At 37.7% G+C, this 22,808-nt stretch carries 23 protein-coding genes and 1 pseudogene; 13 read left to right on the top strand and 11 right to left on the bottom strand.

All coding sequences use genetic code 11. The features are described 5' to 3' along the window. Nucleotides 1-191: 191 nt before the first annotated feature. Entirely contained in the window at nucleotides 192-1,352 is a 1,161-nt protein-coding gene (locus FTU75_RS08250) for an MFS transporter (RefSeq protein WP_180115674.1), read from the top strand. 24 nt (nucleotides 1,353-1,376) lie between these two features. Here the strand turns inward: FTU75_RS08250 and FTU75_RS08245 are convergent, their stop codons facing one another. Then, nucleotides 1,377-2,807, bottom strand: coding sequence for a GGDEF domain-containing protein (locus FTU75_RS08245; RefSeq protein WP_180115673.1), 1,431 nt, complete (start codon nucleotides 2,805-2,807; stop codon nucleotides 1,377-1,379). Nucleotides 2,808-3,058: 251 nt separating this feature from the next. Between FTU75_RS08245 and FTU75_RS08240 the strand changes: the two genes are divergently transcribed. Next, nucleotides 3,059-3,541, top strand: coding sequence for a hypothetical protein (locus FTU75_RS08240; RefSeq protein WP_168379494.1), 483 nt, complete (start codon nucleotides 3,059-3,061; stop codon nucleotides 3,539-3,541). Between the two features lie 74 nt (nucleotides 3,542-3,615). On the opposite strand, the gene accC is transcribed toward FTU75_RS08240, so the two are convergent. From accC to aroQ, 3 genes are read right to left on the bottom strand one after another with little or no spacing between them, the layout of a single operon-like run. Beyond that, nucleotides 3,616-4,977 carry an acetyl-CoA carboxylase biotin carboxylase subunit gene (gene accC / locus FTU75_RS08235; protein WP_111885487.1) on the bottom strand — a complete coding sequence of 454 codons (1,362 nt, stop codon included), beginning with the start codon at nucleotides 4,975-4,977 and terminating at the stop codon, nucleotides 3,616-3,618. Between the two features lie 17 nt (nucleotides 4,978-4,994). Further along, nucleotides 4,995-5,411 (bottom strand): acetyl-CoA carboxylase biotin carboxyl carrier protein, encoded by a 417-nt coding sequence (accB, locus tag FTU75_RS08230; protein ID WP_078190790.1) that lies wholly within the window; start codon nucleotides 5,409-5,411, stop codon nucleotides 4,995-4,997. A 15-nt stretch (nucleotides 5,412-5,426) separates the two neighbouring features. Then, on the bottom strand, nucleotides 5,427-5,882 hold the full coding sequence (aroQ, locus tag FTU75_RS08225) for a type II 3-dehydroquinate dehydratase (protein WP_180022653.1): 456 nt from the start codon (nucleotides 5,880-5,882) through the stop codon (nucleotides 5,427-5,429). A 1,118-nt stretch (nucleotides 5,883-7,000) separates the two neighbouring features. Here aroQ and FTU75_RS08220 point away from each other — a divergent pair. Both FTU75_RS08220 and FTU75_RS08215 read left to right on the top strand, forming a co-directional pair. Further along, a complete protein-coding gene (locus FTU75_RS08220; RefSeq protein WP_078190788.1) occupies nucleotides 7,001-7,369 on the top strand; it encodes a hypothetical protein in 369 nt (122 codons plus the stop codon). Nucleotides 7,370-7,372: 3 nt separating this feature from the next. Then, complete coding sequence (locus FTU75_RS08215) at nucleotides 7,373-7,765, top strand: hypothetical protein (protein ID WP_180115672.1); 393 nt, start codon at nucleotides 7,373-7,375, stop codon at nucleotides 7,763-7,765. A 224-nt stretch (nucleotides 7,766-7,989) separates the two neighbouring features. On the opposite strand, the gene FTU75_RS08210 is transcribed toward FTU75_RS08215, so the two are convergent. Next, nucleotides 7,990-8,181 (bottom strand): hypothetical protein, encoded by a 192-nt coding sequence (locus FTU75_RS08210; protein WP_180023739.1) that lies wholly within the window; start codon nucleotides 8,179-8,181, stop codon nucleotides 7,990-7,992. A gap of 167 nt (nucleotides 8,182-8,348) precedes the next feature. On the opposite strand from FTU75_RS08210, the gene FTU75_RS08205 reads away from it, so the two are divergent. From FTU75_RS08205 to FTU75_RS08185, 5 genes and pseudogenes are all read left to right on the top strand, one after another. Continuing rightward, on the top strand, nucleotides 8,349-8,609 hold the full coding sequence (locus tag FTU75_RS08205) for a hypothetical protein (protein ID WP_180023738.1): 261 nt from the start codon (nucleotides 8,349-8,351) through the stop codon (nucleotides 8,607-8,609). A gap of 3 nt (nucleotides 8,610-8,612) precedes the next feature. Further along, the gene (locus FTU75_RS08200) at nucleotides 8,613-9,368 is read left to right on the top strand and encodes a zeta toxin (protein ID WP_257223739.1); all 756 of its coding nucleotides are present in this window, start codon (nucleotides 8,613-8,615) and stop codon (nucleotides 9,366-9,368) included. A 74-nt stretch (nucleotides 9,369-9,442) separates the two neighbouring features. Further along, nucleotides 9,443-9,637, top strand: a complete 195-nt coding sequence (locus tag FTU75_RS08195; protein WP_180115671.1) for a hypothetical protein — start codon at nucleotides 9,443-9,445, stop codon at nucleotides 9,635-9,637. 218 nt (nucleotides 9,638-9,855) lie between these two features. Further along, nucleotides 9,856-10,537 (top strand): annotated as a pseudogene (locus FTU75_RS08190) (MBL fold metallo-hydrolase); the annotation flags it as partial. Between the two features lie 176 nt (nucleotides 10,538-10,713). Further along, nucleotides 10,714-11,475, top strand: a complete 762-nt coding sequence (locus FTU75_RS08185; RefSeq protein ID WP_180115670.1) for an alpha/beta fold hydrolase — start codon at nucleotides 10,714-10,716, stop codon at nucleotides 11,473-11,475. Nucleotides 11,476-11,518: 43 nt separating this feature from the next. On the opposite strand, the gene FTU75_RS08180 is transcribed toward FTU75_RS08185, so the two are convergent. The 6 genes from FTU75_RS08180 to tssH are packed head-to-tail and all read right to left on the bottom strand — an operon-like array spanning nucleotide 11,519 to nucleotide 19,161. Beyond that, complete coding sequence (locus FTU75_RS08180) at nucleotides 11,519-12,475, bottom strand: M15 family metallopeptidase (RefSeq protein WP_078193371.1); 957 nt, start codon at nucleotides 12,473-12,475, stop codon at nucleotides 11,519-11,521. Next, nucleotides 12,472-13,143 (bottom strand): hypothetical protein, encoded by a 672-nt coding sequence (locus FTU75_RS08175; RefSeq protein ID WP_180102271.1) that lies wholly within the window; start codon nucleotides 13,141-13,143, stop codon nucleotides 12,472-12,474. The genes FTU75_RS08180 and FTU75_RS08175 overlap by 4 nt, the downstream gene beginning before the upstream one ends. 12 nt (nucleotides 13,144-13,155) lie before the next feature. Further along, entirely contained in the window at nucleotides 13,156-13,959 is an 804-nt protein-coding gene (gene icmH / locus FTU75_RS08170; RefSeq protein WP_078190778.1) for a type IVB secretion system protein IcmH/DotU, read from the bottom strand. Between the two features lie 9 nt (nucleotides 13,960-13,968). Next, the gene (tssK, locus tag FTU75_RS08165; protein ID WP_180115669.1) at nucleotides 13,969-15,333 is read right to left on the bottom strand and encodes a type VI secretion system baseplate subunit TssK; all 1,365 of its coding nucleotides are present in this window, start codon (nucleotides 15,331-15,333) and stop codon (nucleotides 13,969-13,971) included. Nucleotides 15,334-15,338: 5 nt separating this feature from the next. Beyond that, on the bottom strand, nucleotides 15,339-16,469 hold the full coding sequence (gene tssA / locus FTU75_RS08160) for a type VI secretion system protein TssA (RefSeq protein ID WP_111885477.1): 1,131 nt from the start codon (nucleotides 16,467-16,469) through the stop codon (nucleotides 15,339-15,341). A 19-nt stretch (nucleotides 16,470-16,488) separates the two neighbouring features. After that, nucleotides 16,489-19,161 (bottom strand): type VI secretion system ATPase TssH, encoded by a 2,673-nt coding sequence (gene tssH / locus FTU75_RS08155; protein ID WP_180115668.1) that lies wholly within the window; start codon nucleotides 19,159-19,161, stop codon nucleotides 16,489-16,491. Between the two features lie 373 nt (nucleotides 19,162-19,534). Here tssH and FTU75_RS08150 point away from each other — a divergent pair, with 373 nt between their 5' ends. Genes FTU75_RS08150 through FTU75_RS08135 form a run of 4 tightly spaced genes read left to right on the top strand, consistent with a single transcriptional unit; the run spans nucleotide 19,535 to nucleotide 22,778 of the window. After that, nucleotides 19,535-20,230, top strand: a complete 696-nt coding sequence (locus FTU75_RS08150) for a hypothetical protein (RefSeq protein ID WP_111885475.1) — start codon at nucleotides 19,535-19,537, stop codon at nucleotides 20,228-20,230. A gap of 15 nt (nucleotides 20,231-20,245) precedes the next feature. Further along, nucleotides 20,246-20,749, top strand: a complete 504-nt coding sequence (gene tssB / locus FTU75_RS08145) for a type VI secretion system contractile sheath small subunit (RefSeq protein ID WP_078193364.1) — start codon at nucleotides 20,246-20,248, stop codon at nucleotides 20,747-20,749. After that, nucleotides 20,742-22,226 carry a type VI secretion system contractile sheath large subunit gene (gene tssC / locus FTU75_RS08140; protein ID WP_180064163.1) on the top strand — a complete coding sequence of 495 codons (1,485 nt, stop codon included), beginning with the start codon at nucleotides 20,742-20,744 and terminating at the stop codon, nucleotides 22,224-22,226. The genes tssB and tssC overlap by 8 nt, the downstream gene beginning before the upstream one ends. A gap of 48 nt (nucleotides 22,227-22,274) precedes the next feature. Continuing rightward, complete coding sequence (locus FTU75_RS08135) at nucleotides 22,275-22,778, top strand: type VI secretion system tube protein Hcp (RefSeq protein WP_078190771.1); 504 nt, start codon at nucleotides 22,275-22,277, stop codon at nucleotides 22,776-22,778. Nucleotides 22,779-22,808: the final 30 nt, after the last annotated feature.

Below are 22,808 nucleotides of genomic sequence, written 5' to 3'. Positions count from 1 at the left end.
TGTTTAATAAGAAAAATATTAAAAAGATATAATTTTTTGATAAAAGTATACAAATTTTGAAATAATTTAATTAAAATAAATTTGTATACTGATTTGTATACTCGCCATATCCTAACTAAGCCTTTTAGATGCAAAAGCATACAACTCTGAAAAGTTTATAACCTACTGTAAATACTAAGGAATACAGCTTGATGCTTAACATTCCAATCCAAACAAAACTTGGTGGATTCTACTTTTTCTATTATTCAATAGTGGGTACATTCATGCCGTATTGGAGTTTGTATCTAGAGGATCAAGGGTTTAATTATCAAGAAATAGGTATTTTATCTTCGATTGCAATTGTCACACGTTTTTTTGCACCGTTTATTTGGGGTTGGATTGCAGATAAATCCGGCAAGCGCATGCTTTTAGTTCGAATCGCAACATGGATGGAAGCCTGTATTTGGTTTCTGATTTTTATAATTCCCAACAGTTTTCAATCTGTTGCATTACTCATGCTGGTTTTTAGTTTCTTTCAAAATGCTATATTGGCTCAGTTTGAAGGAGTAACTTTATTTTGGTTAGCTGAGCGGCGTGCAGAACTTTATGGAAAAGTCAGAAAATGGGGATCAGTTGGCTTCATTATTGGAGTATTTGGAATAGGGGCTTTGCTAGAAATAATACCTGTTTCCATGCTGCCTATCATGTTGTTATGCATTGCATTTCTCGCATTCATTTGGTCATTTACGATTAAAGAGCCCGCTACTGCACCATCTTCACAGAAAAAACTTGAACCACTTTGGCCTATCTTAAAACGACCAGTTGTAGCTAGTTTTTTTATCATTGAATTTTTTCTACTTTTTTCGCATGCGCCGTTTTATAGTTTTTATAGCAATTACCTTAAGCAGGCTGATTTTTCGACGAGCCAAATCGGTTTTTTATGGTCTGTCGGAGTCATTGCGGAAATCATTATGTTTGCCTATGCCAATGTCTTTTTTAAACGATATTCTTGGCGTAACTTAGTGCTCATTTGTTTGGGGCTAACAGGGATGCGATGGTTGATTGTAGGCTTATATCCGACGGTGTTTATCACTCAATTTGCTGCGCAAACGATTCATGCCTTTAGTTTTGGATTATTCCACTTAATCGCTATGCGAATCATTTTTCAAAATTTTACCGCAAGTCAACAAGGGCGTGGTCAAGCGCTATACAGTACCATGTGGGGCTTAGGTGTTGCGAGTGGCAGTATTTTAGCAGGTCGATATTGGGACATGCTTTCGGGACCCGTTATTTTTATGATTGCAGGACTGGCGGTTATACCTGCCATGTTTTTGGTCGTGGGCTTGCCTAAAACGATCCAAAAGCCAACTTAAAACAATTCAGTATTTTGATAAATCTCAATGAACTAAAACCACCTGATTACGGCCGAGCTCTTTGGCTTGATATAAGGCCTGATCGGCTTGATTTATCATACTTTGCAAACTTGGAGCATTGGGCAAAGACTGATGAATCAGACCTATACTCACCGTAATATAAATCGTATTTTGTTCATCAATGAAAATAGGCGTAGTTTCAACGACTTTTCGGATACGCTCAGCAATACCTTGAGCTTCAGCTGCTGCAATGTTCGTGAGTAATACACTAAACTCTTCACCACCAATACGTGCAAATAAATCTGTTTCACGTAAATTCTTACGCACAACGCTCGAAAATTCTTGTAAAACTTGGTCACCGACATAATGCCCATATTGATCATTCAATTTTTTAAAATGATCAATATCTATCATGATAATGGAAAAGTTAAGTTGAATTTGGTTTTGTAGGTAAAGCTCACCTTGCTCGAAAAAATATCGACGATTCATCGCATGAGTCAAGCTATCATGATTTGCAAGGTATAAAACCTCTTTATATAGTTCGTGCCGATTTCGGCTAATAATACAAAGAATCAACGGCGAGAGAATCAGCATGGCTAGGCCAATACGGACCGAAATTGCTGTCGATAAATAGGCTAATGAAGAATCGTGTAAGTAGAACGCATTTAAATTGTAATAGGTCGCTAAAATTACCACGGCATTAATTAGGGATAAGGTAAATAAGCGATAGGTTAATGCTGCCCAAATCAAAGCCGCCAAAGGGTAGAGAATTGCCCCTGGACCTGTAGAAACGGCTGTTAAAAATACGCAGAAGACAACAGCAATAGCCGGAAATATTTTATTGATCTGAAAGCTTTGATGGCGTCGATCTTTGAAATGAAGTTTAAGATCGGCCAGTTTAGGAAAAGACAAAATAAGCGGTAATATAATCAGCGCATTCAATATTTCGGTAATCCACCACATACCAAAATCAATCGACAATCGATCGGTCGACATAAACGTATTGGGAATATAAGGCACGGTGAAAATAGCAAAGAGAGCACCCGCAAGGCATCCACCGCAGGCGATGATGACAATCATGGTCAGAAAAGTGAAACCTTTATTATAGTTTTGATAGTTCACCTGAAAATATCGCATAAAAAATAGCGATACCATGCTGTTGGTTAAATTTGAAAAAGTGAGAAATAAAGTGAGTTGGAAATAATTGCCCGTCACTAAATCTGCGAGCATATAACCGGTAAATGCACCTAACCATCCCCCTAGATTACTGAGTTTGGGAAACCTTAAGAATAATGCTAACAATACTGCATTCGCAGGCCAAAAAATCGCTAAATAGCTTAATGGGCGGGTGAAAATACCGATTAAGCAGCAGCAAAGAATAACTGCAGCGACTATGACAAAAGCCATGCTGTGGCGTGCATTAAGCGGAGCAAGACTATTCGAATGCAGTTTCATTAGCTTATGTAAGCCTAAGTTAAATATGGGAGAATTCGTTTTTTTCGTATATTAAACGATAAAAAAGATTTTATATTATTTTATTGTAAATAGTGTGATTTGTTTGGCATTTAGCTGATTTGTAGTTTCGTTAACCGAGATTCATTTTCTGGATAAAGATGAAAAATGATTGTTATGAAAATGTGATAAACCGCGGATTTGTAAAAAAATGTGTTACTTTAAGAGCATGATTTATATGACTGATTAAATGTATGAAAATAGCATATCTTACAGTTTTACTCATGTTGAGTTCATCGTTGGTGATGGCGGCAGATAATAAGAATACAACTCAAAATTCAGAGGCTAAAAATCAAGTTGAAGCTATAAATAGCTTTAGGGTGACAACACGTTCTGAATTGGTTGGCTTATGGGGCATGGAAATTCCGACCAACAAAAAGTGCGTCGAATATTATAATTTTAAGAGCAATAATGATGTAGTGATCAAAAGTGGTGAAGAGTGGTCATCTGGGGTATATGACTATCAACCTGCGCAAGATCCGAATGTGCAAATTCCAGCACTGATTTTACAAGTAAAATATGACAATAATCAGATGGATTGTTCGGGCAATATTCAAGATCAAACCGGCGAAATTTCACAGTACTTTGTAAAGTGGAAAAGTCCATCGGTTATTAATTTCTGTGCCAATGATCAGGCTCAGCAGTGTTTTGCGACATTGCGTCGAGTTTTGCCTTAAGTATGACATATTGATATTTCTTCTTATAAAAATAAAAAACCACTCATTTGAGTGGTTTTTTTGACGTTGAAGATTTATTTATCTTCATGTCCTTCGACTTTCTTTAATAGATGCTTTTCAAGATAGTGAATATCCATTGCTTGTTCGCAGAAATTTTTATCTTGAAGAATCAAATCTTTATGTAGCGGAATATTGGTTTTCACGCCAGTTAAGATAATCTCTTCTAGAGCTTGTTTCATGCGCGCAATAGAGGTTTCACGATCTTTACCATGCGCAATGAGTTTTGCAATCATTGAATCATAGTATGGCGGGATACTATATCCTTGATAGATATGAGAATCTAGTCGGATACCTGCGCCGCCCGGTGCATAGAAATGATCGATTTTGCCCGGTGAAGGCATAAATGTAGATGGATCTTCCGCATTAATACGACATTCAATCGCATGACCTTTAAGTTGAATATCTTCTTGTTGAAGATCCAAACCTAAACCGGCAGCAATGCGTAATTGTTGCTCGATAATATCTACGCCAGTCACTTGCTCAGTAACAGGATGTTCTACTTGTACACGAGTATTCATTTCAATAAAGAAGAATTCACCTTCTTCAAATAAGAACTCGAATGTACCAGCACCACGGTATTGCATTAATTTACAAGCATTTACACACGCTTCAAGAATATGCGCACGTGCTTCTTCAGGTAAACCCGGTGCAGGCGCTTCTTCAAGCACTTTTTGATGGCGACGTTGCAATGAACAGTCACGATCATAAAGATGAATTGCATGGCCATTACCATCTGCAAGAACTTGCACTTCGACATGGCGTGGCTTTTGAAGGAAACGTTCCATATAAACGGTGTCGTCACCAAACCACATTTCCGCATCACGTTGAGCAGCTTGTACAGATTCGAGTAGCGTGTCTACACGTTCAACGATACGCATACCACGACCACCACCACCTGAGGCAGCTTTTACAATCAATGGAAAGCCAATTTCTTTGGCTTCTGCCAATGCATTGTGAATCGTTACAGCATGGTCACAACCCGGAACAGTCGGTACGCCGGCTTTTTTCATGGCAATAATGGCAGAAACTTTGTTCCCCATTAAGCGAATGTGTTCAGGACGCGGACCGATAAAGATAAAACCTGAGTTTTCTACAATTTCAGCAAACTCAGCGTTTTCAGATAAGAAACCATAACCTGGATGGATGGCATCTGCACCGGTGATTTCAGCTGCTGTAATAATGGCAGGGATATTAAGATAACTTTCGCTGCTGGCACCTGGTCCAATACACACTGCTTCGTCACAGAAGCGTAAGTGCATTAGGTCTTTGTCGGCATCGGAATAAATCCCTACGGTTTTAATTCCTAAAGTTTTGCAAGCGCGGGTGATGCGGAGCGCAATCTCACCACGGTTTGCAATTAAAACTTTTTGCAACATTGTGATTCCCCGTGGTCTTAAGCGCGATAGCGGAATAATGGTTGACCGAATTGGATCACTTCGCCATTTTTAACCAAAATTTCTTCAATCACACCGCTTTGAGTTGCTTCAATTGGGTTCATGATTTTCATTGCTTCGATGATACCGAGTGTTTCACCAGCAGATACAGTTTGACCAACTTTAACAAATGGTGCTTCACCTGGATTTGGCGCAGCATAGAACACACCAACCATAGGAGACGGCTCAACAGCACCACGTGGTGAACGAGGTGCAGCAGGCGCAGCGGCAGGTGCAGCCATAGCAGGCGCAGCGGCAGCAACTACTGGATTGCGACGAGTTAGAGCAATCGATTGATCGCCTTCTTTAACTTCAATCGCCTGTAAGTCAGATTCAATCATCAAATCGATGAGTTTCTTGATTTTACGGATATCCATGAACAGTATTCCTAATTAAGATTGAGAAGTTGGTTGAATTTTTTCGATGGCGAAGTCTAGTGCTGCGGCATAACCTTTTGCACCTAAACCACAAATAACGCCAACGGCTTTATCAGATAGATAGGAGTGATGTCTAAATGCTTCGCGAGCGTGGACATTTGATAGATGTACTTCGATAAACGGAATGGCTACACCTAGAAGGGCATCACGCACAGCAACCGAAGTATGTGTTAGGGCTGCTGGATTAATAATGATGAATTGAACGCCTTCTTGTTGCGCTTGATGAATTCGGTCGACAACAGCGCCTTCCCAATTACTTTGGAAAGTGTCGAGAGAAATGGAAGCGTTTTGAGCCTGTGAAATCAGTTTTTGGTTGATATCATCAAGTGTTAGATAGCCATAAACTTCGGGTTCACGTTTTCCCAGTAAGTTGAGATTCGGTCCATGAATGACCAAAATGGTCGAGCTCATTCAGCCTGCTCCAATAAAAAGTTGCAAATTTACTTTGCAAGATACCTGCAAAGTTTGCTCATTATGGCATAAAATTCCACATTTTTTTTATAATTTCTTTGAATTGACGTGAAAAGCATGTGCCGAGAATGGGCTATATAATGCGAACTTTGCAGAGAATTGGCAATGTTAAAAGATTACATTTTTATCATTATATTGTAGGACATCATTTTAAACCCAATTGGCTAAAACTGTTGATATCTTTTGTGTAAACTTGCTTTATCGTGGTGCGTACGTTTAGCAATAATCAGTACAAATGATCTGAAAGGTGAGATGGCCTGTACATTTGTCTTATAGATCGTCAGTTGAACTGCCTACGCATGCATAGTCGTAAAGATAGTATTTATTCAGCGTATTAAAAATTCTAAGGTTTAACTTATTTCACGCGTAAAGGAATCTAAATTGTTCTCAGTTTTCAATCGAGTTATTTGAAAGAATAAATCAGGTTTGTGTGCTAAGTATATAAAAATTAAAAGATAGTTACTTTTTCTATGGTTTATAAAGCATATTTCTAGGCCAATGAAATTTTTTTCATAGATGATAGGGCTCAAGCTAGATATTTTGTTTGCCTTAGCGAATTAAATATTCTGTGGGAGCATTTCCTTATAAGTAGGCAGCTTTAGATATGATGAACATTTATTGCCTAGCTAAGTCATACTTTATAGACCTATATATAAGCGTATTAACCATCCTGTGTATTTTCTAGTCAGTGTTTTGAATCTATGAAACGTGCAAGGCATTGACGATTTCTTTCATAAATCATGTAAGTTTGGAAAATCGGGTATTTGTCCAAATTTGCACAGGCATTGGCAAAAGTTAAATCTGTGGTGGTAAAGAAGCTTGCTGTTTGAATGTTGATTCTATTTTTTTTTCGTCTATTTCTCTGTTTTAGCGGTATATGTGTTGAATTAGTTTCCTTTCTTCTTGTTTATACTTTTAGGTGTAATCTACTGCATTGAGTCTTTTGCTATAAATGAATTAATAAAACAAGGCACGAATGCTTTCGCACGGAAAAAATTTATCTATATAAGTGTAATTCACGGTAGAATGCCCGAAACCTATATGGCCTGAGAACAAACATGGCAAAACATACGCAAAATTCATCACCTTTGGCAGAACTGATTGCAGAACAAAAACTTTTATGTGAAGAAGTGGGTTCTGCATATGTAGAAGTGCAGGGCGATGATGTAATTGCTGTGGCTGTCCATACCTTAAATAAAGATCCAATTGTTGGTATTCGTAAGCCTGCAGAAGGTGATGAAAATGTCAGTTGGTATATTTATGGCGGCGAGCTTGAAGGCGCAGATAACTTTGAAACAATGACTGTGCGTAAACTGCAAGATGTTGTGCCTGAAGTGCTACCGTATTTAGCTTTGGATGTGGGCTATCGTTTTATGATCGATGCTGATGATTATGAAGATGTCTGGAAAGAAGGTGATGAGGCTTAATTTATGCATTCTCCATTGATGTATAAACCTTATGTCTTTATTTTTTCTGTGTTTACTGCTTCTGTAATACATGCAAATGTGAAAGAAGCGGTTACTCCACAACTGACTCAAGCTGAATATAATGCTCAGATACATACATATACTGAGCAAATTAATTCAACCAAAGCCATTTTAGATGACCCTACATCTACTGCAACGGGTCAGCAGCAAACTCAAGCTTTTTGTTTAAGATTGAATGCATATCGACAGATTTTAGAAATTTCTCAGCAAAACTCAGCTCTTGAAATGGCCAATCTAATGCGAGTGGCTTCACAGCACTATTTACAACAACAGCAACAGAGTATGCAGTCATCTGGCTTAAACGAAAGTGCATTTTGTTCGAGTCCTACAAAATAATTTAGGTTTAAATTTCTCTGCTTAAACTTTTGGGCTCTCGTCTAACTTTCTTTCATTTTGTTCTATTTTTCATAATTCGAAATGGTCTAATATTTCAAAATTATTACAGCATTATTCACTATAGGTGCAGTTTCTAATAATATTAGAAATTGAAAATGCAGATTGTCAGGAAATGATATGAAATATGCTTAAAATGATAAGTCCATCACATTATTATGATCAAGTTAGAACGATTTATATGCAACAAACATCCCTGGTCCTGTTGCATAGGTCAGTCCTAATACATCAACTTGTTGATGTCGTTCTCTTTTAGCCACTGAATAAGTGGCTATTTTTTTGTGAAAAATTAAATGCTTAATCAGATTATAAATCGAATTTGGATAAAATTTAAATTTTTCATGATGTGGCATCCCCATACATTGACTCATATGTGCAGTTTGGTTCGAGGAATACAATCAAATGATTAAATCACTTTGTATTTTATCATTTCACTCTCGGTATGACTGATGGATAAATAGACAAATATTGCAAGTATGATAAGATAATTGAACACATTATTTTTGATGTTTGAGGAGTTGTTTACATGACAGCTTATACTTCAGTAATGAAAGCAAGCCAATATGAGGACGATATGATCCCGAGCCTTGCTATCAATGCATTTCGCCATGCTTTTGAACAAGCAAGTGCGTCATCCACTGTGGTTTATGTAAAAGGTTTACAACTGGTTCAACGTCTGCAAAATGGTCAAGAAGTACAATTAAAAGATGTATCAGCCGATTTTGTACAAGTGGATGATCTACCAAAAATCTTAAAACGTAAAAAGAAAACAGAGGAAATTGTTTAATACATGCCTCCACAACCTCGCATTAGAATGTTCGCGGGTCCAAATGGTTCAGGTAAAAGCACAGTTAAAGAATATTTATTGCCCCATCATATTGGGGCATATTTAAATGCGGATGAACTCGAAGCTCAACTGAAACATTCACACCGGCTCAATTTGTTGGATTACCATTCCGCTTTAAAATCCGAAGCATTAATTGACTTTCTATATACGAAAAAACGTCCCGCGAATGGAGAATTTATTCCGCTATTAGCACGTAAACCTCAGATATTAGATCCGTGGAAAATTGAGTTTCATCCAGACCAGATTGACTCATATCTTTGTGCAAGAATTATCGATTACATTCGTTTGCAGTTTTTAGAACTAAAAATTAGTTTTACCTTTGAAACAGTGATGTCCCATATTTCCAAGGTGGAATTTCTACGCGAAGCAAAAAGAAAAGGCTTTAGAACCTATCTATATTATGTTTCCACTATTGATCCTGTTATCAATATTTCACGTGTTCAGTACCGCGTAAAAACGGGTGGACATGGTGTGCCAGAACAAAAAATTCGCGAACGTTATTATCGAAGTATGGATCTGTTAATGCAGGCGGTAGAAGCAACGGATCGTAGTTATTTATTTGATAACTCTGCCGATGGACAGCATGCTTCTTTCATTGCGGAAATTGAACAGGCTGAAATTTTAAAGATGAATTCAGGTATTCAGCGTTTACCGTGGTGGTTTGTAGATAAGGTGCTTAAAGAGTTTGAGCCAAATTAATATCAACTGAATATAATATAAAACAAAATAACAGGATGAACCTATGCAAAATAACGACTATAAATTACAACAACATGCAAACTCATCTTGATCAAGCCATTGAGCCGCAAGTTGAACAAGAACAGCAAAAAAATAGTACATCATCTGATCCTTTATCTTCTCTAGATTTGACTGACTTAGCTGAAATTGGTTCGAATATTATAGAATTGGGTTCAGATGCTTTAATGTGGGTGAGCGATGCACTCAGCGATATCAGTATTGATCTATAAATTATCTATTATTTCAATTAACTTCATAATAAACAGCCTATATTGAAAAATCTCCGAGGATATATTTCGTGATTTTTCAAGTTTATAAATTATTTCTAAATAAATTAATCAAACACTCTTGAAACGTTGAATTTTTCAATCAGGAAAGGCATGTCAGAATGAATATTTAGACTGGCGGCAGTTGGTTACTTCAATAAAATAGCCTAAGTATATAATAGATTTTAGAAACGCATGTGCACGCAGATCACTTAACCGCTTCTCAATATTTAAAACAAGTTCTTGGTGGTAAAATTGCGATGAGCCATAACATCAAGATTGTGCAGGAAACATTCAGCGCCATTTATAATTTTGATGTGAAATATTTTAATTCACATCAGTCTTTTGATTATTTATTTGCAGATCATGAGGCATTTAAAATCGGTGAGTTAAATGCCTATAACATTCCAACGCCTGGACATACACCTGCTTGTCTGAGCTATGTGGTTGTTGGTGATGCTGTGTTTGTCGGTGATACCTTATTTATGCCTGATTATGGCACACACGCTGTGATTTTCCCAAGGGTAGTGCGGCAGAATTATTCGACTCTGTACAAAAGATTTATCAGTTAGCACCTGAAATGCGCGTGTTTTTATGTCATGTCTATTTACCAGAAAACCGGTCAAAATACTGCTGCGAAAGCAGTGTGCATGCACAAAAACAGCAGAATATTCATATCCACGTTGATACGAAAAAGAAGATTTTGTTACAATGCGAACTCAGCGTGACGCAAATTTGGCTATGCCCAAACTCATTTTACCTACCATACAAATCAATATGGATGCAGGTAAATTTCCAAAACCAGAAGGGAATGGTATCCGCTATTTAAAAATTCCTTTTAATCACTTTAAATCTGCAAATTAAAGACAAAGATCTTTTAGGTTGAATGCGGTTGGCTATTTCATTTTTAAAAATAGCCTAAGCAATTTAAATATTTGACACATACAAATAGCCTAAGTAAGGGTAATAAATTTTAACTGTCATTTGATTTCATTCCATCAACTAGGCATCATAATGTCAACATCGCAAAGTATTCAAAAATGATCCTAAATTACGAATATCATCAAAAATTAGAAGGCGAAACGTACCCGCTAGTCTTTATTCACGGTTTATTTGGCAGCCTCAGTAACTTAGGGATGCTTGCCAGAGCTTTTCAAAATTCACATTCTGTCATTCAGCTTGATTTACGAAATCATGGTAAATCACCTCAAAGTACAGAAATGAATTATCGTGAGATGGCAAACGATGTACTCGAAACATTAGATGCGATTGGCATCGATAAGTTTTCAGTGATTGGCCATTCCATGGGAGGCAAGGTCGCAATGCAATTGGCTTTAATCTCAGAGCGGGTAGAGCAACTTGTTGTATTGGATATCGCGCCCTTTGCATATCAAGAACGTCATCATGATGAAATTTTTAAAGCATTGATCGCCGTAAATAATGCGCAAATTCAATCTAGACAACAAGCGGTTGAAATTATGCGTGAGTATATTCATTCGGATATGGTGATACAGTTTCTACTCAAGTCGTTTAGTAAAGGACAATGGTTGTTTAATGTAGATGCGTTGTATCAACAGTATGACCAAATTATTGGTTGGGAAAATATCGGAAATATTTGGCAACAGCCTGTATTATTCATCAAAGGTGGAGAGTCACCTTATATTTCAAAAGCGGAACATACTAAGGCTATAGAACACCAATTTCCACAAGCGAAAATTGTTGAGGTAGAAGGCGCAGGCCATTGGTTACATGCTGAAAAAACAGCTAAAGTTGTAGAAGAAATACAAAATTATCTAGAATAATACAGTGCGCCTTCACTGATATTCTGAAGGCACAACATCGAAATTATTCAATCGAAATATTATTGGCTTGAAGTTGACCTTCAGACGTGAGTAATGCAGCCATCTCTGCTGTTTTTTTCAGCCCTGGCATTCGATATTCTGTATGACCATAATCTTGAATAGATTTCCAGCGTCCGCCCCATGTTAAACCGACAGACTCAGCGGCTTGACCATAAAGTTGATAACCACGCATAGCCCAAGGGTCTCGTTCAGTAATGACCACTTTACCATTGCGTTTAAATGCAACATCGGCTGCTAAACCAAACTGATGATAACTTTGGAAACCACGGGCACGAGTGGTATTTTTATTGGTGGCTAAATTATTTTGACGTTCAGGACTACGATAACCTTCAAGCAAAACCATTTCATAACCATGCTGTTCACGCATAATTTTAAATACCATTAATAAGCGCTGCTTATAACGAGGGTTCATTTTATGCCATTTACGATCTGCTGAAGGCACATCTGTAGAATATGAATGCGTATGTATATCTTGAACTTCTGGATTGAAACTTGAGGCCATAACAGATGGCTGCTCAATCATTGCTGCTTCTTCAGCGATCGCTTCTTGAACAAGATATTCTTCAACCTCAGGAGGCGCATCTAAAACCTGTCCATCAAGCATGGCGTAAATTTGTGGGTCGACTTTACGCAAATAATCAGCTTCCACTTTACTTGCAGTAATCGGGCGAGTAAAAGCAAATAATAAAATACTGGCAAACAGTAAGAAGCCTGCAAATAAAATCCACCATTGTTGTAAATGCCAGTGTGATTGAATTTGTTGTGGTGCTGCTGCATAGTTCAGTTCATAAGCAAAATTTTTGGCGTGCTGAATTCTTTTTTTACTTTGTGGAATGATTTGAAAGAAAAAATCCTGAACTTTAACTCTGAGTTCATAAGAAAAACAAAGCACTGTCACCAGTGCTAAGACAAAGAAACAACTAACCAAAAAGATGATCATGGGGAAACTGTAGCGCTCACAGTCGCATTAGCAGTGTTTGTTGCAGCAACCACTTTCGGACGTTTGGTTTCAGAAATTTGCGTTCCACCCATCGGTTCTTCAAAGTATTCTTCTTCTTTTGCTGCTTTCGTAGAAGGCTCTGTAGGTTTGGTCACTTTAGCTGTTGTTGGCGCAGCTTTTGGTTTTACTAATGTAGTTGGAATATGTTGTTTAACGGTTGTTGTAGCAGCTACAACAGGGCGCTGCGGTTGGGTAATTTCAAAAGGCGAACGGTTATTCGCTACAGCTTGAACAGGCTGAGTCACTTTAGCCGTATTGCCATGATTGAAAGCAGTAGCTAAATCATTCGAATATAAACCATTATCCTGATCTTTTTCGTCCATAGCATGAACGCTTTGCAGTGCTTTTTCAGCTGAAGATTGCTCATTTTCACTTTGACGGGGTGCAGTGGTTGCTTCAGTTTCAGCTTTATCTTCAGTTGGGGCAGAAGTAGTCATTTCTGTATTTGCAGGCTGATCGTCAGAACTTAGATAAAAATATCCCAGGCCAGCAACAATAATGACCGCTGCACCAACAAGAAAGCCAATCGCAGCATGAGCTAAAGGCGGTAAATTATTCTTTTGAGTCGACTGTAAAATTCTAACGTTATTCGATTTTTCGTTTGCCATGGTGTCTAAGTCTTATGGTAAATGAATGGTGATATAAGCCTGTTCCGATGGTGCAGTTATGACATTTTGATATTGTGATAACGCCTGATTATTTTGACTGGATAACATATATTTCAGTCCACCAAATGCTAATACAGCAAACAATGCCCAAAAGATAATGATCCAAAAAAATGGTAATTCACGGTGAATAATGTTTTTAATTTGATCCGGCAGTGCCGCGAAAGGCGAAAACGCCTTTTTACCTTTCATATAATCAATTTCATCACCGACACGTGCAACGAGTGAATTGAGCATTTCAATCGATTCAAGTCGGTATTTACCATGAAAACCAAGGAGCATGCAGTAATGATAAACTTCAAGTGCTGCTAAGCGATCTTTATTCTTAGAACGAATTTGCTCTAAATTTTCAAAAAAACGATAACCTGCTAGCTGTGAACCAAAAAGACTTAATTGCAGTGGATTCATCATCCAATTATTTTGTAAATCAAAAAAACGTGCATCTTGTTGGGTGACAATGGTTTCATCTAATAAAGCGCAATAGGCATATTTTGCGTCCGTGATATCTTCATTGCTGAATTGAAGCTTACGGGCTTGGCTTTCAAATCGGTTTAATAGATCCATAATTTTTGTCCTGAAACTTTCAGGGCTGGATGGAACATATTGATTTTTGAGTAAGAATACGATGTAAAAACCATCATGCAGTAGATCAACTAAATTGGTTGAACTGTTGATTTTCGGTTCAGCACTTGGTTTTGAAGAGCCTAATCCAATTTGACCGTCGTCAAAAAGTGAAGGGGCATTATTTGAAATATTCATGATTGCTCCTTAACCATTCATCACTGCAATAAGTTCAATCGAGATATCTTGGAAGCCAGCTGGTATGTAAACGCAGATCGATTCAGAATCAAGCATACGCTGATACAAATCATTATTTGGCTCAATTTCAAAATAACTCACACCTGAACGAACTGGAATTGCTGTTGGCACTTGCATCATATGTTGCAATGGAACAGCAGGTAATGCTGCCATGACACGCTGTTCAACATCAACGGTATTACCGACTTTAAAGCGCAGTGGTACATAAGAAATAATGTCATGTGTAGGCATCACACTACTTGAAACAGCTAAATACAGGCGCGAATCGCGAGTAATTTTGTCACTTTCAAGACTGCCCACCCAGTAGGATTGACGGGTTTCTTTCAAGTTAATACTGATATATCGATTTGAAATAATCGTATCGAGCAACTCACGTAAAATCACATCTAATTGAGCAAAACTTTCTTGCAAATTATGATGTTGATACTGTGGGAGTTGATCTACTTCATAAGCTGTAGAGAAGGTGAGTAAAGAACCTGTCAGACGCAATAATTCAAAATACAAACGTTCAGGATGAATCAGTGGATATTGCAATAAATGATTTAAGGTCGCATGTGCAGTATTCAGCGCATTAACCAACCAAAATGAAACGATATCACCAGAACGGAATTCAATTAACTTTTGTTCGTTTTCACGATTATTCGATTGAATAGTTTTAATTTTAGCTTTGATAATATTGAGCGTTCGTTTAAGCCCAGTAATCAGTGAATCACACGAACTAATATGTAATATTGGTGGGATAAATTGATAATCTAAAACAAAATTACCTGAACTTTGGCGCTTAATTCGGCCTATAGGCATGTAAAGAAAACCATCAAGATTGTGCTGTGGTTCTTGGCCTAATTCAAAGATTTTAAACTCTGCACGGCGGCGTAATAAAGTGATTTCAGCAGCCGTCGCATCTGTAAACAAATCATGAGTTTCAGTCAAATGTGAATGATAGCGACTCGATTGGGTATTTTCTTCAAAATTGACGTTTCGTTTATTCGGTTGAACAATCGGTAATGCTAAATAAATTTGCATTTCACCGCGTAAATTTAATGAATCAAGTAGTACAGGCTCAGGTAATAAGTCTTGTGCAGGTGCTTGATAAATCTCACCATCTTGCCAAATCATTTCGACTTTATTCAAAGCTAATGTGTTGGTAGTGAGTTGCGATTCATCAAAAATTAAACTTTGAATACCATAAGCGAACGGTATTGTTGCGCGAACCGTATGGTTTAAACGCTGTTCATGATAAGCATCTTGTAATTGAAAGTGTTGCGGGCGTAAAAATAATCCTTCACCCCATAAAATTTTTTCTGCTTTAAACATTGTTTTTACCAGTCGCTATTCGATTCATTACTTTGTTGCTGAACACCTAACATTTCTTGTACAGCTTCAAGAGGGTTTTCATCCTTAATCACATGAGTTAACCATTCATGCAGTGGCATTTGTGACCATTTAATGGTTTTTTGCAGCATATAACTGACAGGGCTATGCGGCTCATTCACTTGGAAATAGTCCGCAATATCTTGCAAGACTTTCATGGCTTGTTCACGGTTTTCAAGATGATTTTGCACTTGAGGTTTAAATTGCTGTGTATGCTGTTGTTGTATTATTTGCATATCATTCTGCACGGAAGTTACAGTGGAAAGTGTTTGGCTTTCAATTGGAGAATTTGATTGAACCTGTTCAGCGCTCGATGAATTGATAAAAGCATCTGCTTTATAGATTTTTTTTAAGCTCAAGTGAATCATTTCGATTTGAGAGTCAATGCCAGCAAAGCTTGGCGCATCTAAACCCATCAAATCATCAAGAGTCGTTTTTAAGTTTTCCCAATGGTTTAAAATATCTAAAAACTGTTGGTAATACTGGTATTGAATTGATTTTGACGTATTGAACAAGGCATGTTCAAACTGTTCCATACCATTAAAAGACTCTTCTTGATCATCATCTTCATGGTTGGATTTACGTCTTTGGTTTTGAACATGAAGTAGTCGATCATAGTCGGATAGGGAATAAGCTACCGCGCCATGAACGATTGAAACTGATTTAATTAATGTTGGGATTTGATTAATTATCCCTTGTAATAAACCTAGACGTTGATCAAGGTCATCATCTTCAATTTCAGGATGAAGTTGTAGCCAAAAGTCTTGCAAACTTTTTTGTGTAAGTTCAATCCCTTTGGCAATCCCTTCGAAACCATGAATGTGAGTCCACGCTTCAAGCAACCAACCATATAAGCGAATATCTTTTGTATGTTCGCGAAGTAGATCTGACGATTTTTGGTGCACAAAGCCCCAATCTGCCTGTTTTGGTTCTGCGATCCAGTCGCCTTGATCCAAGAGCGGGTCATCTTGTGTTTTAGCTTTTTTAATTGCATGAAAATCATTTGAAAATGAAAAATCACTACCGCAAGGTAAATCATCCGTAATCGGTTGCAATAAAGCGTCGAGCTCTAAACTCATATTCTACATCGTTCCTAACTTATGCTTCTAAGGTTTTAGTCTTTTTGCTGCTGCGTTTTTTCGCAGGTTTACTTTTAGGATCTAAAACATAAATAATTTCATCGTCTTTGACATCGATTTCAATGACTGATGGAATCTTTTGTTCACTCATCGCCATCAACAATTCAGTGGCTAAAGCAGGTAAGACCGTCGCATTTAAAATGTTGTCGACATTACGCGCACCACTATCGACCTCAGTACAGCGACTTAATAATAATTCGACTAAATCATCGGTATAGCGTGTTTGCGTACCATATTGTTTTTCAATACGCGTGGTGATTTTGCCTAATTTATGCTGAATAATGCGTACGAGCAGATCATCGTGCAATGGGAAATACGGCACGATACGCATACGACCTAAAAATGCCGGCTTAAATTGTTTATATAAAGCTGGTTTTAATACATCTAGAAGTTCTTCTGCTGACGGCCATTCTTCTACTGGCTGATTTAAACAAGCCTGCATAATGGCACTTGAACCTGCATTTGAAGTCAATAAGATCGTGGTATTTTTAAAGTCAATGACACGACCTTCACCATCTTCCAAAGTACCTTTATCGAATACTTGGTAGAATAGCTCTTGAACATCGCTGTGTGCTTTTTCAATCTCATCGAGCAAAACCACACTATATGGATTTCGGCGAACTGCTTCTGTCAGTACGCCACCTTGGCCATAACCGACATAACCTGGAGGAGCACCTTTTAAAGACGAGACGGTATGTGCTTCTTGATACTCAGACATGTTAATGGTGATTAAATGAGACTCACCACCATATAACTCGTTTGCTAACGCAAGTGCAGTTTCGGTTTTACCCACACCACTTGGGCCAACCAGCATGAAAACGCCTTGAGGTTTATTTGGATCTTCCAATTTTGCCTTAGAGGTTTTAATGCCTTGTACCAGTTGATGCAGTGCATAATCTTGACCCATCACACGTTGTTCTAACTGTGCTTCAAGCTTCAAAATTTGCTGAATTTCATCATTCACCATTTTACCAACGGGGATGCCGGTCCAGTCTGAAATGATTTCATTAATAATTTGAGCATTTACACGTTCAAAAACCAGCGGCGTTTGACCTTGTAAAGTTGCCAGTTGGTTACGAATATTGCTTAAAGTTTCAATATTTTCTGGTTTTTGCTCGGACTCTTGTTCAAGCGTTTTAATCTGTTGAATGATTTCGAGTTCTTTTTTCCACTGCGTTTCTGTTGACTGAATCTCTTGTTCAAGCGCGGATATTTGTGTTTTTACACTTTCAATGCGTTCGTGGTGAATCGGAATATTCTTGTGTTCATTTTCAAGAATCGCCAATTCAAGCTTCAAATTATGTAATTGAGCTTGAAGTTGATCCAATTTTACTGGTTGTGCATTTTGCGTTAACGCAACACGCGCAGAAGCTGTATCTAAGACACTAATCGCTTTATCAGGCAATTGACGGCCAGTGATATAACGGTGCGAAGCATGGACTGCAGTAACGATAGCTTCATCGTCAATTTGTAAATTGAAATGTTTTGCCATCACTGGAATCATGGCACGCAGCATATCGATTGCGACTTCTTCAGTCGGTTCTTCAACCTGAATTACTTGGAAGCGTCGGCTTAATGCGGCATCTTTTTCAAAATACTGCTTATATTCAGCCCATGTGGTTGCGGCAATGGTTCTTAACTCACCACGTGCAAGCGCCGGTTTTAACAGGTTTGCTGCATCATTTTGACCTGCTTGACCACCCGCACCAATCAACGTGTGTGCTTCATCAATAAATAAAATGATTGGATGTGCAGAGGCTTGAACTTCATGAATGACTTGTTTTAAGCGATTTTCGAATTCACCTTTAACACTGGCACCTGCTTGTAGTAAGCCCATATCTAAAGTATGAATGCTGACATTTTTTAAAGCATCTGGAACTTGGTTGGTTGCAATTTTTAATGCAAGACCTTCAACAACGGCCGTTTTACCAACACCAGGCTCACCCGTTAAAATCGGATTGTTTTGACGACGACGCATCAAAATATCGAGCATTAAGCGGATTTCAAACTCACGACCAATCACAGGGTCAATGCCACCATTTTTAGCTTTTTCAGTAAGATTAATGGTGTATTGGTCTAGAGCTGGTGTTTTAACTGGCGTAGTTGCATTCGTTTGTGCTGCTGATTTTTCATCTGGTGATGCAGTTGCTAAATCTTCATTTTCAATGCTCTTTAGGCAAAGATCTAAAAATTTATGTTTAATCGTATCGATAGGTAATAAATCGAAAAGAGAAGAAGCTCTTGCTGCAATTTGGTATAAATCTGGCGCGGTAAGGAGCGCAACAAGTAAATGACCACTACGAATTTGTGGATCTTGTTCAGCAGATGCTAATAACCAAGCTTGTTCAAGTAAGCGCACAATGGATTGGGCAAAAATAGGAGTGCGCGTATTTCCTTTTGGAAGTTGAGCAATACTTTCTTTGAGGTCATCTGCCAAACCATCTGCAGAAACTTTGTATTTTTCTAAGAGTATTTGAAGGTCATTTTTATTGTTATAGGTTAATAATTCGAGTAAAAAATGTTCAATTTCGATTTCATAATTTTGCTGTGAAATACATGTATTGGCTGACTTTTCGAGTGAAATGCGGGCGTGAGGTGAAAGTTTAGTAATTAAAACTTTTAAATTATTCATAAATAACTCATCAAATTTAGAATCCACAGTACAAAATTTTACAAGTTTGACTGTGATCTCTTTTTTCTTGCTATAAAAATAAAAACTTTAAAATCAACACCTTATATATTATTAGTGTCTTGCTTTAGGCGATATAATACAGACTAAATAAAAAAAGGAAAAAGATTTTTTTATAAAATGAAACAAAAAAAAACAAATAGTCAACAAACTTTGGAGTATTTGGCACATTTTTGTATTGACTCTATGTGCTTATTTTTTGTTAAATCTGCAGCATATTTTTAATTTTGATAAATGAAGAGAAAACCCGCGGGAAAATAAGTGGTGATTTCTCCACATAAATTAAGTTTTAGCACGTAGAAATACAGAGGCAATTTTGAATAAATTTAGTGTTTTATTACCTATAATTTTAGCAGCCAGTTTAACACAAACCGTTTTTGCAAAAGATAAAGCGGCATCTGTGAAAAAATCCTGTTTAAAGGATTATCCACTGGCAGTAGGTGATACAGATCCAGAGATTATTGGTTTTTATAATCAATTATGTGACAAAAAAAATAAGAAAAATGAGAACTTAAAAAATGAAATTTTTGTAGATATTGCCAAAAAATATCAAGCTAATGGTTACAATTTAAAAGCATTGCAAGCGGTCAATCTGCTGCGAGAAAAGAACTATCAGTCGCCTGAACTTACTGATGTTACTTTTTTAGCAGGTATCGCTATTTCTTATAATGCGCTGAATCATATGCGGAGTAATGAAAATCGTACTCTAGATGAACAGACCTATTCTCCTGCCAAAGTGTTGTCGGATAATATTCGTTATATTCAGCCGACGATTGATAAATCTACGTCTGCTGCAGCAGATGTTCGTGAAAAAAGTACAGAATCTTCGAGCAATGTGAAATCTAAACAGACAACACCAGCTAAAAAACGAACCAATACAGCGTCTACCAAGTCTAAACAAACGACTACAGCAGCAAGCAAAAAGAAAACTACCACGACAGCAAAAACGCAGACTACAGCGAAAAAACCTGCTGCCAGTGGTTCACCTTTCGATACATTAAAAAATAAATAACAAGGAAAAGCACTCATGGCAAAACGTGAAAGTGTACAGAAAAAACTTCAACGAATTCGTCCTCCTCGTGTTCAATTGACTTACGATGTTGAAGTTGGCGACGGTAAAGAAATTAAAGAATTACCATTCGTTGTAGGGGTGTTAGGTGATTTCTCAGCGGCATCTGAAGTAGAGAAAACCAAATTAAAAGACAAGAAATTCATTAATGTTGATTTAGATAATATTGATGAAGTCATGGAGTCTTTAGCGCCACGTGCTAATTTTCAAGTTGAAAATACCTTGACTGAAGATGGTGGAAAAATGTCGGTAGATCTTACATTTAAGAGCATGGCCGATTTTACTCCTGAGCAAGTTGTACAACAGGTTGATCCACTACAAAAGTTAGTTGCTGCGCGCGAGCGTCTGTCTGACTTGCGTAATAAAATTTCAAATAATGAACGCTTAGAAGATTTATTGGATGAAGTGTTACATAACACTGATCAAATTCGTAAGTTGAGCGTGGAGGCAGAAAATGAGTAATTATAATACTGCTACTGCTGCAAACCTTGAAGCAACTGAAGAATATTCGCTTTTAGATTCAATTGTTGAACAAAGTCGTATTGCGCGTACAGATCAAGAACATGATCGTGCAAAAAGTCTGATCGGTGAACTTGCCAAAGAAGTCATGGCAGGTACCATCACCGTTTCGGACAATATGACTTTATCAATTGATAAGCGTATTGCTGAAATTGATGCGTTGATTTCATCTCAGTTAAGTAAAATCATGCACCATGCTGAATTTCAAAAAATTGAATCGACATGGCGTGGTTTGTATTATTTCTGCCAAGAAACACCTTCAAATTCTTTAACAAAAATTCGTATGTTAAATACGACGAAAAAAGAGCTGATTAAAGATTTCCAAGGTGCGACCGATTTTGACCAAAGCACATTGTTCAAAAAAATCTATGAAGAAGAATATGGATCATTCGGTGGTGCACCTTATGCAACACTGATTGGTGATTTTGAGTTTGACCGTACACCTTCTGATATGTATTTGCTTGAGCAAATTTCACATGTCGCGGCGGCTGCACACGCACCGTTTATTTCGGCTGCAAGCCCAAATATGTTGGGTCTAGAATCTTTTACAGATATTGATCGTCCACGCGATGTGTCTAAAATCTTTGAAACAGCAGAATATGTACAATGGCGTTCATTCCGTGAAAGTGACGATGCGCGTTATGTTGCGTTGACAATGCCACGTGTATTGGGTCGTTTGCCATATGATCCAAAAGAAGGCATTGCCACTGAAGGATTTAACTTCGTTGAAGAAGTTTCAGGTGAAAATCATAATGAATATTTATGGATGAACGCGGCTTATGCCTTTGGTACGCGTTTAACCAATGCATTTGATATGCATGGTTGGTGTGCTGCGATTCGTGGTGTAGAAGGTGGTGGTTTAGTTGAAGGCTTGCCTGTCCATACGTTCAAAACCAATGATGGCGAAGTGGTCTTTAAATGCCCAACTGAAATTGCCATTACTGACCGTCGTGAAAAAGAACTGAGTGACCTTGGTTTTATTCCGTTGGTACACTGCAAAAATACGGATTATGCAGCATTTTTCGGTGCGCAATCGACGCAAAAACCTAAAAAATATGATAGCGATACAGCAAATGCCAACTCTGCATTGTCTAGCCAGATCCAATACATCATGGCAGTTTCACGTATTGCACATTATTTAAAAGCAATGATGCGTGACAAAGTGGGTAGTTTTGCATCAGCGGGTAATGTTGAGACCTTCTTAAATGAATGGTTGTCGCAATATGTATTACTTGATGATGGTGCATCTCAAGAAGCTAAAGCTCAGTATCCATTGCGTGAAGCTTCTGTAAAAGTTGTAGAAAATCCAGCTTTGCCTGGTCACTACAAATCTGTGGTTTTCTTAAGACCACATTTCCAGTTGGATGAGTTGTCTGTTTCATTACGACTTGTGACCGAGTTACCTCAGTCCTCAAATTAATTTTGGGTCAACACTATAATAACTTTAAATAAATAGGTATTCAGAACAATGAAAGATATATACATTCAATTTCGTGGTAAGTACAAAGTAGACGGCGAATCTCGTGATGCAGAGCACAAGAGTTGGTTAGAAGTTAACTCTTGGACGCATAACATCCGTCAACCTAAATCTGCGACTTCTTCCAGTGTGGGTGGTCACACTGCAGAACGTGTAGAACATTCTGATATGGTTTTTGTTAAAGATTTAGATGCGACAAGCCCTAAACTTTGGGAAGCATGTTCAGCAGGTTATACATTTGATGAAGTTCAAATTGATTTTTACCGTGCGAATGGCGACAAACGCATTAAATATCTTCAAATCAAACTGAAACATGTGTTGGTTTCTAGCGTGACACCAACTGTAAATGATGAAGGTGTTCCACACGAATCATTTGGTTTGAAATATGCTGCAGTAGAGTGGACATATAACCAACAAGATATTAACGGTACTGCGAAAGGTGCTGTTACTAAGAAGTGGTCATTATCTAACAACACTGCTTCATACGCAGCGTAATAGATGGATTCAGATAGAGGCTTACTTGGG

It is taken from the genome of Acinetobacter sp. YH12140 (genome assembly GCF_013418475.1).
Taxonomy (GTDB): Bacteria; Pseudomonadota; Gammaproteobacteria; order Pseudomonadales; family Moraxellaceae; genus Acinetobacter; species Acinetobacter amyesii.
The sequence above is the reverse complement of the archived record's forward strand: the minus strand, read 5'-3'. Positions and strand labels throughout refer to the sequence as shown.